This is a genomic window from Peptoanaerobacter stomatis, assembly GCF_000238115.1.
Taxonomy (GTDB): Bacteria; Bacillota; Clostridia; order Peptostreptococcales; family Filifactoraceae; genus Peptoanaerobacter; species Peptoanaerobacter stomatis.
Genome location: NZ_JH414549.1, coordinates 67,672 through 84,925, shown reverse-complemented (window position 1 = coordinate 84,925; position 17,254 = coordinate 67,672). Strand labels below are relative to the sequence as shown.

The 17,254-nt window shown below is 31.2% G+C and carries 10 protein-coding genes and 1 pseudogene; 8 read left to right on the top strand and 3 right to left on the bottom strand.

All coding sequences use genetic code 11. The annotated features are described in order from the left end of the window. Positions 1–17: 17 nt before the first annotated feature. The 7 genes from HMPREF9629_RS03950 (at position 18) to HMPREF9629_RS03920 (ending at position 8,850) form a co-directional block, all read left to right on the top strand. Positions 18–1,565, top strand: a complete 1,548-nt coding sequence (locus HMPREF9629_RS03950) for an L-lactate permease (RefSeq protein ID WP_009525057.1) — start codon at positions 18–20, stop codon at positions 1,563–1,565. A 139-nt stretch (positions 1,566–1,704) separates the two neighbouring features. Beyond that, positions 1,705–3,135: an FAD-binding oxidoreductase gene (locus HMPREF9629_RS03945; protein ID WP_009525056.1), complete on the top strand. Its 1,431-nt coding sequence runs from the start codon at positions 1,705–1,707 to the stop codon at positions 3,133–3,135. 86 nt (positions 3,136–3,221) lie between these two features. Then, positions 3,222–4,355 carry an acyl-CoA dehydrogenase family protein gene (locus tag HMPREF9629_RS03940; RefSeq protein WP_009525055.1) on the top strand — a complete coding sequence of 378 codons (1,134 nt, stop codon included), beginning with the start codon at positions 3,222–3,224 and terminating at the stop codon, positions 4,353–4,355. A 359-nt stretch (positions 4,356–4,714) separates the two neighbouring features. Further along, positions 4,715–5,494: an electron transfer flavoprotein subunit beta/FixA family protein gene (locus HMPREF9629_RS03935; protein WP_009525054.1), complete on the top strand. Its 780-nt coding sequence runs from the start codon at positions 4,715–4,717 to the stop codon at positions 5,492–5,494. A 9-nt stretch (positions 5,495–5,503) separates the two neighbouring features. After that, entirely contained in the window at positions 5,504–6,478 is a 975-nt protein-coding gene (locus HMPREF9629_RS03930; RefSeq protein ID WP_009525053.1) for an electron transfer flavoprotein subunit alpha/FixB family protein, read from the top strand. 78 nt (positions 6,479–6,556) lie between these two features. After that, positions 6,557–7,837 carry a nickel-dependent lactate racemase gene (gene larA / locus HMPREF9629_RS03925; protein WP_009525052.1) on the top strand — a complete coding sequence of 427 codons (1,281 nt, stop codon included), beginning with the start codon at positions 6,557–6,559 and terminating at the stop codon, positions 7,835–7,837. 323 nt (positions 7,838–8,160) lie between these two features. Then, on the top strand, positions 8,161–8,850 hold the full coding sequence (locus HMPREF9629_RS03920; RefSeq protein WP_242822008.1) for a FadR/GntR family transcriptional regulator: 690 nt from the start codon (positions 8,161–8,163) through the stop codon (positions 8,848–8,850). Between the two features lie 47 nt (positions 8,851–8,897). On the opposite strand, the gene asnA is transcribed toward HMPREF9629_RS03920, so the two are convergent. The 3 genes and pseudogenes from asnA to nrdD all read right to left on the bottom strand — a co-directional run bounded on the left by asnA (position 8,898) and on the right by nrdD (position 13,353). Then, positions 8,898–9,884, bottom strand: coding sequence for an aspartate--ammonia ligase (gene asnA, locus HMPREF9629_RS03915; protein WP_009525050.1), 987 nt, complete (start codon positions 9,882–9,884; stop codon positions 8,898–8,900). A gap of 402 nt (positions 9,885–10,286) precedes the next feature. Next, positions 10,287–10,799, bottom strand: a complete 513-nt coding sequence (gene nrdG, locus HMPREF9629_RS03910; protein WP_009525049.1) for an anaerobic ribonucleoside-triphosphate reductase activating protein — start codon at positions 10,797–10,799, stop codon at positions 10,287–10,289. 426 nt (positions 10,800–11,225) lie between these two features. Beyond that, positions 11,226–13,353 (bottom strand): annotated as a pseudogene (nrdD, locus tag HMPREF9629_RS12655) (anaerobic ribonucleoside-triphosphate reductase). 945 nt (positions 13,354–14,298) lie between these two features. Here nrdD and xdh point away from each other — a divergent pair. Then, the gene (gene xdh, locus HMPREF9629_RS03900; RefSeq protein ID WP_009525046.1) at positions 14,299–16,887 is read left to right on the top strand and encodes a selenium-dependent xanthine dehydrogenase; all 2,589 of its coding nucleotides are present in this window, start codon (positions 14,299–14,301) and stop codon (positions 16,885–16,887) included. The last annotated feature ends 367 nt before the right edge of the window (positions 16,888–17,254 follow it).

The window sequence follows — 17,254 nt, the reverse complement described above, 5'->3', positions numbered from 1 at the left end:
TTAATGGAGGTGATTTTGTGTTAAATTTTATTTTGGCATTATTACCAATAATATTTTTGATAATTGTGCTGAGCTATTTTAAAATGCCTGGTTTTAAGGCCTGTCCGATTGCTTTGATAATTGCGGCTTTAGAGGCACTTTTCATATGGAAACAACCTGCAAAAGATGTTTTTACAGGTTTTCTTGAAGGAGTCGCTATGGCATTGTGGCCTATATGTCTTGTAATTATTGCGGCCATATTTGTCTACAATCTTGTTGTACATACTAAGTATATGGAAGTAATCAAGCAAATGCTTGTTTCTGTGTCTAAAGACAAACGTATTCTTGCTCTTATAATAGCATGGGGCTTTGGCGGATTTATGGAGGGCATGGCAGGTTTCGGAACAGCTGTTGCAATTCCGGCGGGTATACTTGTGGCTGTCGGGTTTGAACCTTTATTTGCCGCTATAATATGTTTGGTTGCAAATACTACACCCGTCGCATTCGGCTCAATAGGTATTCCTACAGTTACGGCAATAAAAGTAACTGAGCTTGACCCTATAGTGACTGCTACAAGTATAGTGTTACAATCAGGTATTATGAGTATACTGGTTCCGTTTTTTTTGGTTGCAATGATTGGGAAACAAAACGGAAAAAGTATAGGAGAGTCATTTAAAGGTGTATTTTTAACAACACTTATATCAGGATTCAGTTTTTTTATTCCACAATATTTTACAGCCGGATTTATCGGACCGGAGCTTCCGTCCATAATAGGCTCTGTAGTATGTATGGGAGTTACAATCGGTTGTGCCAAGATATTTATTGGAGATAAACAAAGTGATTTTGATCTGCTTTCAGAAAAATCCAACGAGAGTATAGATATGAATAAAGGACTTGTTGCTTGCAGTCCGTTTATACTTGTATTATTGTTTCTTGTTCTGACATCTTCTTTGTTCCCTGCAATAAGAGGCCCTCTTGCAGTTGTAAAGACAGCCGTTCCGATTTATTCGGGAGAAGGAGCGAAACCGTACGAGTTTTCTTGGCTTGTTACTCCGGGTGTACTCATAATATTAGCAGGAATATTAGGCGGTTTGATTCAGAAATGTTCTTTGGGAGAAATATTCGGCATATTAGGATCTTCAATCAAGCAAATGCAAAAAACTATAATAACTATAGTTGCAGTAATTTCAACAGCTAAAATAATGGGTTATTCAGGGATGACACAGGATATTGCAAACTTTATGGTTGCAACTACAGGTAATTTCTATCCGCTTATTGCTCCTCTTATAGGTGCTATAGGCACATTTGTTACAGGAAGTTCAACATCAAGCAGTGTATTATTCTCAAAATTGCAGTATTCAACGGCACAGACGCTCGGTATGAATCCTACATGGCTTGTTGCGGCCAATACTGTAGGATCTACAGCAGGAAAGATAGTTTCTCCTCAAAGTATAGCTGTAGCAACTGCAGCTGCAAATATAGTAGGTGAAGAAAGTAAAATATTAAACGGAGTAGTTAAATATTTTATAATATTTGCGGCAATATACGGTTTGGTTGTATTTTTCGGAGCAAATTTGCTCATGTAAGAAAAACTTAATTTTGACATAAATAATCAGAGCTTAAATTTATTAATTATAGTCTATAATTTTTGCAAAATGTTTATTAGATATTCATTGCAAAATAATATAGTTTTATTATTGAAAATAAAAAATGTAGGAGGCTAAAATGAGTGAAATTAAATACAATAAGGTAACTCCGGAAATCATAGAGGAGTTTAAAAAAATCGTACCCGGTAAGGTACATACAGCAGATGATATAAACGAAGACTATTCACACGATGAAATGCCTATTTACGGTAACGGATATCCTGACGTACTTATAGAAGCAACTAATACGGAAGATATAGCTAAGATAGTTAAAATATGTTATGATAACAATATAGTTGTTATACCGAGAGGAGCAGGTACAGGTTTAACAGGAGCGGCTGTTGCTATGTATGGCGGTGTTATGCTTGATATGGCTAAAATGAATAAAATTCTTGAATATGATAAAGAGAATTTTGTTGTAAAAGTTGAACCGGGAGTTCTTTTAAATGATTTGGCAGAGGATGCTTTAAAGCAAGGGCTTTTATATCCGCCTGATCCGGGTGAAAAATTTGCAACTTTAGGTGGAAACGTAGCTACAAACGCAGGTGGAATGAGGGCTGTAAAATACGGCACTACAAGAGATTATGTAAGAGCTATGACAGTTGTACTTCCTACAGGTGAAATCATAAAATTGGGAGCTACAGTTTCAAAGACAAGTACAGGTTACAGCCTTATAAATCTTATGATAGGTTCAGAAGGAACTCTTGGAATAATAACAGAGTTGACTCTTAAATTGATACCTGCACCAAAAGAAACAATAAGCCTTATAGTTCCATTTGAAAATTTGGATGACTGTATTGCAACCGTTCCGCAAATATTTTTAAATCACTTGAATCCTCAAGCAGTGGAATTTATGGAAAAAGAAATAGTTCTTGCATCTGAGAGATATATAGGAAGAGCGGTATATCCTAAAGAAGTTGAAGGAGTAGATGTAGGCGCATATCTTCTACTTACTTTTGACGGTGAAGATATGGCTCAATTAGAGGAAGTTACAGAAAGAGCAGCTGAAGTCGTATTAGAGGCCGGAGCGGTAGATGTTTTGGTAGCTGATACACCAACTAAGAAAAAAGATGCTTGGGCAGCAAGAAGTACATTCCTTGAGGCGATAGAAGCTGAAACTGAATTACTTGATGAGTGCGATGTCGTAGTTCCTGTTAATCAAATAGCTAAATATATAAAATATGTATATGAAATCGGAGAAAAATACGATTTTACAGTTAAAAGTTTCGGTCATGCAGGCGATGGAAATCTACACATCTATACTTGTTCAAACGATATGCAACTTGATGAATTTAAAAAACAAGTAGCTGAATTCTTTGATTATGCTTATAATAAGGCGGCTGAAATGGGCGGACTTATATCAGGAGAGCATGGTATAGGATTTGGTAAACGTGATTATTTGGCAAGTTTTTCAGGTGAAGTGCAAATGAAATTGATGAAGGGAATTAAAGAAACATTTGATCCTAAGATGATACTTAATCCTGGAAAAGTTTGTTATAAAGTTAATTAATAAGTACATTATAATTTTTTCAGCTTGATTAAAATTGTTTATATTAGTATAAATTTTGTAAATGTAAAAATTTGGAGGTTATAATTATGGCATATATTATTTCTGATGAAGCGAAAGACTTATTAAAAGATATTAAAAAATTCTGTGATAATGAGGTAAGAGAACAAGCAAAAGAATATGATAAAACAGGCGAATGGCCAAAGGAAATATATGACAAGGCTATAGAACAAGGATATACAGCACTTGAAGTGCCGGAAGAATATGGTGGAATAGGTTTATCAAGAGTAGATATTGCAGCACTTATGGAAGAAATGGCAAAAGCTGACGCAGGTTTTGCAACAACTATATCAGCAAGCGGATTGGGAATGAAACCTGTGCTTATTGCAGGAAACGAAGAACAAAAGAAAAAAGTTTGTGATATAATATTAAACGGCGGATTTGCTGCGTTTGCACTTACCGAACCGGGAGCAGGTTCTGATGCAGGTTCAGGAAAAACAACAGCAGTAAAAGACGGAGATTATTATGTATTAAACGGTAGAAAATGCTTCATAACGAATGGGGAAATGGCTGATTTTTATTGTGTTACAGCTATGACAGACAAAGAAGCCGGCTTAAAAGGAATATCAATGTTCTTGGTAGAAAAAGGAACACCCGGATTAAGCACAGGTCACCATGAAGATAAGATGGGTATAAGAGGTTCAAATACTTGTGATGTAGTATTTGAAGATTGTAAAATACCTGCATCAAACTTAATAGGACAAGAAGGCAAAGGATTTAAAATTGCAATGCAAACATTGGATCAAGCAAGAACTTGGATGGGTTGTGTAGCTACAGGTATAGCTCAAAGAGCTATGGAGGAAGCAATAGCTTACACAAAAGAAAGAAAACAATTTGGAAAACCTATAATCAAAAATCAAGCTATACATTTCAAAATTGCAGACATGGAAATAAAAATTGAAACAGCTCGTCAAATGGTAGCGCATGCGCTTACAAAAATGGATATGGGATTGCCGTTCAGCATGGAATCAGCAATAGCAAAATGCTATGCATCAGATATAGCAATGCAAGTAGCAAGTGAAGCTATACAATCATTTGGCGGATACGGTTATTCAAGGGAATATCCTGTAGAAAAACTTTTAAGAGATGCAAAAATATTCCAAATATTTGAAGGAACAAATGAAATATTAAGAATAGTAGTAGGTAATAATATAATAGCATAGGAATTTAAAAAGTTTTAAAATATAATTCAAATACTATTTAATCAAATTGGCTTTGTTTGATTATGTTTTAAAATAAGCTTATGAATATCTTTGCTTTAAAAAATAAATAGCCCTTGTAAATATATGTAATTTACGTATTTTTGAAAAATAAAGATAATTCATATGGAGATTTTAAGGCATATACAATTTGAGAGTGTAAATATTTTTATTTGCACTCTCAAAAAATATATAGTTTATTTATGTTGAAAAAAAGAGGATATTGTTTTATTATAATAATTGGAACAATTTTTTAATTAATGTAATATAATTACTTAAAAGAAAGGAGAGTATGGTATTTCAAAGTATCATACAATGAACAGATGAATATATTGGTTTGTATAAAACAGGTATTTGATGATTCTGTAGAGATCGGGTATGATGAGACATCTAATAAGTTCTTGCCTGAAAATGTGGAAAAAGTAGAAAATGCGTTTGACACTTATGCACTTGAAATGGCTACAAGACTTAAAGAAAAAATAGGTGACACACATATTACGCTTTTATCTATAGGTACAGATGCTTCTAAAAATGCGTTGAAAAACGGTTTGGCTGTAGGTGGAGATGAGGCTACTGTAATTTTAAATGATAAATATCAAGATTCAGATTCATATTCAATAGCAAATGCACTTGCACAAGGAATAAAGAAAATAGAAGAAAAAATAGGCAATAAATTTGACATAATATTTTGCGGTAAAGAAACTACAGACTATACAGCAGGTCAAGTTGGAGTTATGCTTGCCAATGCTATGAATATGGGAGTTATAACAGACCTTGTTGACATAGACTATGTAGATGGAAAAGTTGTAGGAAAACACGAAACAGAAATGGGATATGATATGATAGAAGGCGTTTCTCCATGTGTTGTTACAGTTAGCAAACCTCCTTACGATCCAAGGTATGCTACTGTAAAAAATAAAATGGCAGCCAGAAAAAAAGTAATAGATGAAATATCAGACATATCACTTGATGACAGTAAGATAGTTGTTAAAAAAACATACTCACGCCCTAAAAGACAAGCCGGAGTGAAAATTGTAGGTAAAACACCTGAAGAAGCAGTAGCTCAAGCTATTTCTTTGATGAGTGATGCAAAGGTATTATAGGAGGTTTATATGTCTAATACAAATAATTTGATGGTATATATACAATGTGATGAAAATACTCCTATAAATGCGTCATTAGAAGCATTATCAAAAGGAGTAGTGCTTGGAAAAGAAAATAATCTTGATGTCATAGCAGTTTTGATAGGAAAATTTGATGAAAATATTGAAAAGATATGTAAAGATTATGGTGCAAATAAAATAATAGAAGTGGATGTTGAGCAATACAATATAAAATCATATGGAGAAATTGTAACTAAATTGGTTAAAGAATATTCTCCAAAATTGTTTTTAGCAGGAACTACACCGGTTGCAAAAGATGTAACTGCATATGCATCTTCAAAGCTGGATATGGTAAGTTTATCCAATGTATCTGATATAAAAATGCAAGATGATTTTGAATTTACTATAGCTTTATATGGTGGAGCGGTTTTAAGAGATGCTTCTATAAATTCAGATACTACAAAATTTGCCCTTCTTAGTAGCGGGGCGTTTAAAAAAGTATTATCGCCGGTTGATAATGTGGAAATTATAAAAGAGGATTGTAGTGAACAAATAAAAGATTTATTGACAATAATAAAAGAAAGCGTAACTGAAATATCTGAGAGTGTAAATCTTGAAGAAGCTGAGATAATTGTGGCTTGTGGTAGAGGTATGGGTACACCTGAAGGATATAAATTAGTAGAAGACTTAGCAAAACAATTAGGCGGAGCAATAGGAGCTACAAGACCTGTAACTGAAAGCGGATTAGTTGCAAGAACACAACAAGTTGGACAATCAGGAAAAATAGTTGCACCTAAACTTTATATAGGTTGCGGTGTATCAGGAGCAGTGCAACACTTATCAGGAATATTAGGTTCAGACTATATAGTAGCAATTAATAAAGATGAAGATGCACCTATATTTGAAGTTGCAGATGTAGGTATAGTAGGCGATGCTATGGCAGTAATACCGCTTTTTATGGAAGAAATAAAAAAAGTAAAATAAATTTTCAGCATTAATTATATTATTAATAATTGAGATAATTTTTTAGGTAATATCCTTAGTTTAAAGGAGAGATACAGTATGTTAATAAAATTTCCTTTTGGAAAAGAAAAAATTGAGGTAGAGCTGCCTGATTCTACTGACGTATTGGAATCAAAAGCCACAGAATATATTCCTACCAAATCACAAGAAGAGCTTGTACAAGAAGCTTTAGAAAATCCTATAGGCGGTAAAAGGGTATCAGAATTGGCTGTAGGAAAGAAAAATATAGTCATTATAACTTCTGACCATACAAGACCTGTACCAAGTAAGGTTACTTTGCCTCTTTATTTAAAGGAGATTAGAAAAAATAACCCAACTTGTGATATAACTATACTTATTGCTACAGGATTCCATAGAGAAACGACAAAAGAAGAAATGATAGATAAATATGGAGAAGATATAGTAAAAAATGAGAAATTTGTAATTCATAAATCGCAAAATGATGAAGATATGGTATATCTTGGAAAATTACCTTCAGGAGGAGATTTGCTTATAAATAAGTTAGCTGTAGAGGCAGACTTATTGGTATCGGAAGGTTTCATTGAGCCTCACTTCTTTGCAGGATTTTCAGGTGGAAGAAAATCAATACTTCCTGGAATAGCATCACAAAAGACTGTTTTTGGAAATCACTGTGCGAAGTTTATAGCATCTGATAAATCAAGAACAGGAAATCTTGATGGAAATCCAATCCACAAAGATATGGAATTTGCAGCTAAAGAGGCTAAACTTGCATTTATATTGAATGTTGCTATAGATGCAGATAAAAAAGTTATTGCAGCATTTGCAGGAGATCCGTTTAAGGCACACGAAGAAGGCTGTGCATTTGTAAAAGGTCTTTCAGTTGTAGAAGGTACTGATGCAGATATTGTTATTACTACAAATGGAGGATATCCGTTAGATCAAAATATATATCAGTCAGTTAAGAGTATGACTGCTGCTGAAGCGTGTGCAAAACCTGACGGAATAATAATCGAAGCATCTAAATGCAACGATGGTCATGGAGGAGAATCTTTCTACCAAACATTTAAAAATGCAAAATCAGCACAAGAGGTGGAAGATACAATACTTAAAGTGAAGATGGAAGATACAATAGCTGATCAATGGGAAAGTCAAATATTGGCAAGAATATTGGCAAGACATGAAGTATTGTATGTAGCAGATGAATCAGCAAAACAAATATTGGAAGATATGCATATGCAATATGTACCCACTATCAAGGAAGCATTAGAAATAGCTCTTGAGAAAAAGGGTAAAAATGCAAAAATAGCAGTTATTCCTGAAGGAATATCTGTGATTGTAAATCCAAAATCTGCAAAATAAAAAATGTAAAGAATATTAAATTAAAGGCTATTTAAAAGGCGGACTGTTTTTCAACTGTTGAAAATATCATTCTTGTATAATTTGAATTTATATGTTGAAATATAAAATTTTTTCATGTATGATTAAGAGAAACCTTTTTAATAGCCTTTAATTATAAATACAATTAACCGAATTAAATAGATTATACTAACACCTATTTGATTAACAGGTATTTAAAAAATAATAATTAGTTTTTTTAATGATTATAAATTTAAAAATATCCGTTATTTTACAGGTTATTAGTATCTGTGTAAGCTTATACTGTGAGGGTGTAAATCATGATAATGAAACCTATAAAAAATATAAATATTCCTAACAAGATAATGGAGCAGATAAAGACAAATATAATGAATAAAGAATTAAGACCGGGAGACAGATTGCCTTCAGAAAGAGAAATAGCAGAAAAAACAGGAGCCTCAAGGGCGTCCGTAAGAGAAGCGTTAAGATCTCTGGAGATGATAGGGGTAATTAAAACCATATGGGGAGACGGCAGTTATGTAAATGACAACATAGAAGATAATTTGTCGGAATCAATAGAACTTTTATTTTCCCTAAGCGGACACAGCTATGAGCAGGTAGTGCAATTAAGGCGAGCTATAGAAATAGAAACTGTATCATTAGCCGCTAAAAAGGCGAATGAATCCGATATTTCAAGATTAAAAAAACTCTTTGACAAAATTGAAAACGGAAAAAATCCGGCAGAAAGTGCAGAGTATGACAGGCAATTTCACTATGAAATTGCCAGGATATCTAAAAATATATTTTTTATAAATCTGTTAAGAGGAATAAACCATATAATGACATCATTTATCTTGATTACCAGAGAAAATATAATTGCCGGAGAAAACAGACCTATGATAACAAAACATCACGAGGATATAATATCAGCCATACAAGAAAACAATGAGAAGATGGCAAGAAAAGTTATGACACAACATATAGAAATGATTGAAAAATATTATAAGAGGTATTGAAAAAAGGATATACAACTTTAAAAGTTAAAATATATCCTTTTTTTATATTATAATAATTCTATTCCTAATTCTTCACATTTTTTAATATTTTTTTCATCCCATACAGATGATTGAACTTCACCTATATGCCTCTTTTCCAACATATACATACATATTCTTGACTGACCTATGCCACCTCCGATTGTAAGAGGAAGCTTTTCGCCTATAAGATCTTTATGGTAACTTTGTTCAAGTCTATCTTCCTTGCCGGAAATTTTTAATTGATTTAACAATGAATTTTTATTCACTCTTATACCCATACTTGAAAGTTCGATGGCATCATTCATTACAGGATTCCAAAAGAGTATATCTCCGTTTAATGACCAGTCATCATAATCAGGACTTCTGTCGTCGTGGGAAGCACCATTTGAAAGTTTGCCCCCTATACCTTGTATAAATACAGCTTTTTTTTCTTTACAGATTGCCTTTTCTCTTTCTTTTGAATTTAAATCAGGGTACATATCAAGTAACTCTTGTGACTTTATAAAATATATTTCATCTGGTAATTTTTGAGAGAAATAACCTTCATATTTTTCATTAATCATTTTTTCTGTATTTTTAAATACATCATATATTTTATTCACTATAGAATATAAATATTCTTCATTGCGATTTTCTGCGCTTATGATTTTTTCCCAATCCCATTGATCTACATATATTGAATGAACTTCATCCAATTTTTCGTCAGCTCTTATGGCATTCATATCTGTGTATAATCCTTCATTAAGTTTAAAGCCATATCTAAGAAGAGCAAATCTTTTCCATTTTGCAAGAGATTGAACTATTTCCAAATGTATATTGGAATCTCCTAAATCAAATGATACAGGTTTTTCAATTCCGCTAAGATTATCGTTAAGACCTGTTTCAGGTCTTACAAAAAGAGGAGCAGAGACTCTTGTAAGGTTAAGTGCTTTAGATAAATTATTTTGAAAATAGTCTTTAACAGTTTTTATGGCTATTTGAGTTTGTTTTAAATCCATTTTTTTGTTTTGCATAAAAAAATCTCCCAATCAAAAAATCTATTTTATTTAAATTGTTTTTATTAGTTTTGTTATTTTTTATCATTAAAGAAAAGTTAATACTAATATATGTTTAATTAACAGATACATTTATATAATTTATTTATTCTAATTATACTTAATTTTACTTATCTAATAAATTCTTAAAAATAGAAATATCCATTATTCTATTAGTTTTTAGTATAAAATTATAAAGGGTATATAAAAACAACAACTTATTATACACTTTTATATAAATTACAACAAGTATTTTTGACTATATTTTAAAAATATTGTTTTATGTTAATTTTGTTTAGAAATTTTATAAGACTCTCCTATATACTTGAATTTTGAAAATATAGTTTAGGAGTTGTATTAGTAATATTTGCATTTTTTAGATTATATATAGTCTGATATATTTATAATTTTACCAGTTTTTAATGATTGTCGAATATCTATGATTCTTTGATTGGAACTTCCTCTGAATTTTAATCTGAGATTTTTTAACTCTTCTACATATTTTCCGTCTACAAGTATGTCGCAATATGATATAATTTTTGTTTTTTCTGAGTCTTCTAAAATTTCTTCATATGTATAACCTGAATATATCCATATTTTTTTGTTTACATCATCAGAGGCTTTTCTTACTTGAGATAAAAAGTTACACATCTCGTCTATATTTTGTTGAAGAGGTTCTCCTCCGAGCAGGGTGATACCGGAAACTTCATCTTCTTTTATATATTTTATTATTAAATCAATCTCTTTTTGTGTAAATTCTTTTCCGTATGAAAAATCTTGGTATTCTTTGTTAAAGCAATTATAACAATTATGTGTACAACCGGAAAAAAAGATGCTTGTTCTTATTCCGGTGCCGTTTGATATATCATAATGTCTTATTTGTGCATATTTCATAACAATTCCTACTTTTTATAAATTTATGCTGAAATCTAAGTTAGATACTGAAAAATTGAAAAGTTTTTTATTCATACTAAACTCTATTACAAATTATAAAATTTAGATAATTTGTTGTTTTAAAAAAATATAAATTTTCAAGCATATAATTGTGATGTATTTTTAATTAGTGTTTAGTATAAGATATGATTATACTATTATCCAATGAAATACAGATATTTTTAATATAATGCTCAAATATATTTTGCTTTAGGCACTTTTTTTATAAATGTCCATTTTTAAGATATATTAATAAAAAATTAAAGGAGTACGTTTAATTTTGTACCCCTTTAATTTTAATGCTGAATTTAATATAAATAAGCTATTTACAAATATTTGAAGATATTTATTATATTATCTGTAATGAATCAGATTGGGTATAAACAATTATAAATGCATTACTCTGTCTTTTATATCTTTTGTTCTTCCTTTTGACCAGTAATTTTCTCCCAAGTATCCGCAAGTACGTCTTACTACATTCATCTTTTGCATATCTTTATTGTGACATTGTGGGCATTCCCATTCTAAATCATCATTTACTATAATTTCGCCATCATAGCCGCATACTTGACAGTAGTCGGACTTTGTGTTAAATTCTGCATAAGTTATATTGTTGTACATAAAATCTATTACTGATTCTATAGCTTCTATATTGTTTGTCATATTAGGTATTTCTATATATGATATGCAACCGCCTGTTGATATTTTTTGAAAATCTGCTTCCAATTTTAACTTATTAAATGCGTCTATCTCTTCTGACGGTGTTACGTGATATGAATTAGTGTAATAACCTTTATCTGTAACACCTTCTATTATTCCGAAGTTCTCTGCATCTATTTCACAAAGTCTACCGGCAGTAGATTCGCTTGGTGTGCCATATAATGTAAATGCCAATCTTGTTTCAAACTTCCATTTATCCGCTCTGCTCTTCATAAAATTAAGTATATCAAGTGCAAATTGATGTCCTTCATCTGTTGTTATAGAGTCGTCTAACATAGCATATACAGCTTCATGTAAACCTATATATCCGACAGATATTGTAGCATAACCGTCTAAAAACAATTTTCCTATTTTCTCGCCTTGCTCCAATCTTGCTATTGCACCATATTGCCAATGTATAGGTGATACATCTGACGGCTGATTTTTTAGCAGATTGTATCTTAGAAGTCCCATTTCTTTTATTAAATTAAGTCTTTCTTCGAGTATGTTGTAAAATAGATTTTTATCTTTGTTTGCAAGTATAGCTACTTGTGGTAAGTTAAGTGTTTGTACTCCTATATTCAATCTGCCTTCAAATTTGTATTCGCCATTTTCATCTTTGTAAGCAGGCAAAAAAACTTCTGCAACCCATAGGAGAAAATGTATTGCCTTCATATATCTCCGACATTTTCTTCTCGCTTATATAGTCAGGATACATTCTTTTAGCTGTACATTTTGCGGCTAATTTAGTAAGATAATAGTATTTTCCGCCTTTTGTTGTGCTTTCATTCAGAACGTATACAAGCTTTGGAAAAGATGGAGTTATTTTTACTCCGACTGCATTTTCGATTCCTTCTATCCTTTGATTCAAAACTTCTTCTATTATCATTGCCATTTCATCTTCATATGACATACCTTCCTTTATATCCATAAACATGGTTACAAAAGGGGCTTGACCGTTTGTAGTAAGTAGTGTATTTACCTGATATTGTATAGTTTGGATTCCTGATTGAAGTTCTTTTTTTGTGAGTTTGGAAGCTATTTTTTTTGCAGTTTCTTCATCTTTTACATCATCTATTATGCTGTTGTAGTATTTTTGGTATGAAATAGGTAAAAATTGGGCTAAATGCTTTAAATCTACTGACTGACCACCATACTGATTACTTGCAACCTGTGCGATTATCTGTGTCAAAACTGTACAAGCTACCTGAAAAGAGCGTGGCTTTTTGATTTGTTTTTTATTTATAACAGTTCCATTTTCAAACATATCACCTATGTTTATAAGGCAACAATTTGTCATTGGCTGAAGGATATAATCCATGTCATGTATATGAATGCTTGCGTTTTTATGAGCTTGTACAAGATGAGCAGGGATTAATTTTCTCATTGCAATATCTTTTGATATCTCACCTGCCAACAAATCCCTTTGAGTAGAGTTGAGGATAGCATCTTTATTGGAATTTTCATTTATTACTTGCTCATTTGTTCTATCTATAAGAGTCATTATATTTTCATCTGTAGTATTATTTTCTCTTTGATATTTTCTTACAGCCTTATAAGCTTCATATACCTGTGCTGTTGTATTTTGACCGTGAGCTATAAGTTTGTTGAAAACTTTGTCTTCTATTGTAAATATAGAAATTTTCGTTATATTCTCGTTTACACATTCACTATATATTTCTTTTGCAACATCTACTGCAATTTGATATGAGTAGATACCGCTACCATATTTCATAGCTTTTTCAATGGCTCTGACTATTCTTTGCTTATCAAAATCTACTTCTTTGCCATTTCTTTTTATAACTTTAATTTGCATTTTAATCCCCTATCTGTTTTTTATCGAAGTAAATCTATATTAAAAAATAATAAAAACATCAAATATATTTTTTAAATTACAATTCTCTAAACTAATTTCATAGAAAGTATGTCAGTATTGATAATGTATCTAATTTTGCCGTATTACCAAGTCGATTGTGAAATCAATATATTTTAAGAATTTATTTATCGGAAGTTGCAAAATCTCATAAAATATATCAATTTTACAAAAATAAAAAATATTTTAAAATCTTTTTTCATAAGTAAATAAAAGTGTAAAATGTAGCAATAGTTTATAAGTAATTATATAAAACACTTTTCAATACACAATATTTTGTTAAAAATTAATATTCTGACACTATATATTGTGTGTTATAATATTTTACTACAAATTTTTTAAAAATCAATTATTGACTTTTTTTAAAATTTGTATATGTGTTGAAACAGTCTATTTTTTTATTAAAAAATTTTTTTATATGTTATTTTAAATTTTTTATTTGAAAATTTAATGAATAATTTTATAAAATATATTATACTTATTTTTTATAATTTATCGTAATGATAAAAAAATGAATAAAATATTTATAACGGCTTGATATAAGGGCTTGAAAACAAAAAATCGTTATTTATTTTTTTAAAATTTTATGTTAATATATATTAAACAATTGCAAATTTATTATATCATATAAAAACTTGTGTATACAAAGTTTACATAAAAAACAATATTATTTGTCTTTATGGGTGTGAATAAATTTAAGATATTATTTTTTGTATAAATGATTAAGCGGGAGTTTTATCAGTTTATATTTTGAATTTATTTTAGGCGAATATTTATTATGTTTTTTTAGTAGATATATTTTTGAACTTACACAAAAAATTTATATATTATTATGTGATTGTATGAAAATAATAATATTATTGGGAGATAATAAAAGGGGAGATAATTATGCCTGAAACTTATAGTTTTACGGTTAATGGTAATGTGATTGAGACTGATAAAGACAAGTCGCTTTTAAGATTTCTTAGAGATGATATGAAGCTTAAATCAGTAAAAGACGGATGTAGTCAAGGTGCTTGTGGAACTTGTACAATAATAGTAGACGGAAAGGCTACAAGAGCCTGTATACTGACAACTAAACGAGCGGTAGGGAAAAATATTATAACAGTTGAAGGTCTTAGTGACAGAGAAAAAGAAGCGTTTGTATATGCTTTTGGTGCAAAGGGAGCTGTACAATGCGGATTTTGTATACCTGGAATGGTTATATCAGGAAAAGCCTTGATTGATACCAATCCGGATCCTAATGAAGATGAGATAAAAGAGGCATTAAAAAATAATATATGCAGATGTACAGGTTATAAAAAAATAATAGAAGGCATACAATTAGTTGCAAAAATCCTAAGAGGGGAAAGCAGTATAGATGAAGAACTTGAAAAAGGGCATAAATATGGTGTAGGAGATAGTGCTTTCAGAATTGATGTGCGTGAAAAAGTTCTTGGATATGGAGAATATGTAGATGATGTTGAAATCGATGATATGTTACACGTTTCAGCTGTAAGAACAAAATATCCGAGAGCGAAGATTATAGATATAGATTTTTCTGAAGCACTCAAATTAGATGGAGTAGTCGCAGTATTAACAGCAGAAGATGTACCGAATAATAAAGTAGGGCACATACAGCAAGATTGGGATGTAATGATTGCAAAAGGTGATATTACGAGATGTATGGGAGATGCCATATGTTTGGTTGTTGCAGAAAGTGAAGAAATCCTTAAAAAAGCAAAACCTCTTGTAAAAATTGAATATGAAGTTTTAGAACCTGTAAGAAATATAGATGAAGCTATGAAGGAAGATGCACCTAAGTTACATCCTAACGGTAATCTGTGCCAAAGCAGACACGTTACGAGAGGTAACGCTAAAGAAGCTATTGCAAATTCTAAATATGTAGTTACTCGTACTTATGATACACCTTTTACGGAACATGCGTTTTTAGAACCGGAATGTGCTATAGCTTTTCCTTACAAAGATGGTGTAAAGATATACAGTTCAGATCAAAGTGTTTTTGATACAAGAAAAGAAGTATCTATAATGTTAGGTTGGGATAAAGAAAGAATAGTTGTAGAAAATAAACTTGTAGGTGGTGGATTTGGCGGAAAAGAAGATATGTCAGTTCAGCATATAGCTGCTCTTTGTGCAGTGAAATTGCAAAGAACTGTAAAAGCCAAGCTTACAAGAGATGAATCATTGGCATTTCATCCAAAACGTCATGCAATGCATGGAACATTTACTCTTGCTTGTGACGAAAATGGTATATTTACAGGACTTGATTGTGATATATATTTTGATACAGGTGCATATGCTTCATTATGCGGACCTGTATTGGAACGTGCCTGCACGCATTCAGTAGGTCCTTATTGTTATCAAAATACGGATATAAGAGGATACGGATATTATACAAATAATCCTCCTGCCGGAGCTTTTAGAGGTTTTGGTGTATGCCAAAGTGAGTTTGCATTGGAGTCAAATATAAATATACTCGCAGAAATGGTAGGAATATCTCCATGGGAGATAAGATATAGAAATGCTATAGAGCCTGGAAAAGTACTTCCTAACGGACAGATAGCGGATTGTTCAACAGCGCTTAAAGAAACACTTGATGCGGTAAAAGATGTGTATGAAAAGAATTATCCGAATGCAGGTATAGCTTGTGCTATGAAAAATGCAGGTGTCGGAGTTGGACTTCCTGACACAGGACGTGCAAAATTAATAGTAAATGACGGAATTATTGAAATTTATTGTGGAGGTTCTGAGATAGGACAAGGTTGTGCTACGATTTTTATACAAATGGCTGCAGAAACTTTAAATATGCCTAAATCCAAATTTAAAAATATGGGTTGTAACTCTGAACTTGCACCTGATTCAGGCACTACATCAGGATCAAGACAAACACTCATAAGTGGAGAGGCTGTAAGACGTGTATCAGTATTACTTAAAAATGATCTCGATAAGGTAGATGGTGATTTAAGTAAACTTGATGGAAAAGAATATTATGACGAGTATTTTGAACCTACAGATAAATTAGGAGCAGATGTACCTAATCCGAAATCACACGTTGCTTACGGTTATGCTACTCATGTTGTTATATTGGATGATGATGGCAAGGTAAAAGAAGTTTATGCTGCACATGATTCAGGGAAAGTTGTAAATCCTATATCTATACAAGGACAAATTGAAGGTGGAGTGCTTATGTCGCTCGGATACGCACTTACAGAAGATTTTAAACTTCAAGACTGTGTTCCTAAATCAAAATTTGGTACATTAGGTCTTATGAAATCAATAGATATTCCGAAAATAAATGCTATATATGTAGAAAAAGACGAATTGCTCGGGGTTTCATACGGCTCAAAGGGAATAGGAGAAATAGCCACAATACCTACTGCACCGGCAGTTCAAGGAGCATATTATGCGAGAGATCATAAGTTAAGACCTAAATTACCTATGGAAGACACATTTTATACAAATAAAAAGAAAAAGTAAAATTTTGGTAAAAATTTTACTTAAAGATATTATAGAATTATATAATACAGTTAATTAAGAAATCAGTGCTTTATTATTTAAGTACTGATTTTTTGTTGAAAAAATAATTATTAGGTAGTATAATTTAATTTGCAATTTCAGATTTCTGTTTTTATTTAAAGCTCAATAACGATGAGAAACTTAAAATACTAATATATAAGTATATAAAGTCATAAAAATTTTTAATTTTTATGGTTGTTTTATATTAAAAATATAATAAGTTTAATAATATATTTATTATAATTGCTTTACCATATTTACTATTTGACGAGACAGTATGTGTGTAATTTTTTATGAGTCAATATTTTATTGAAAAATAAGCTTTATT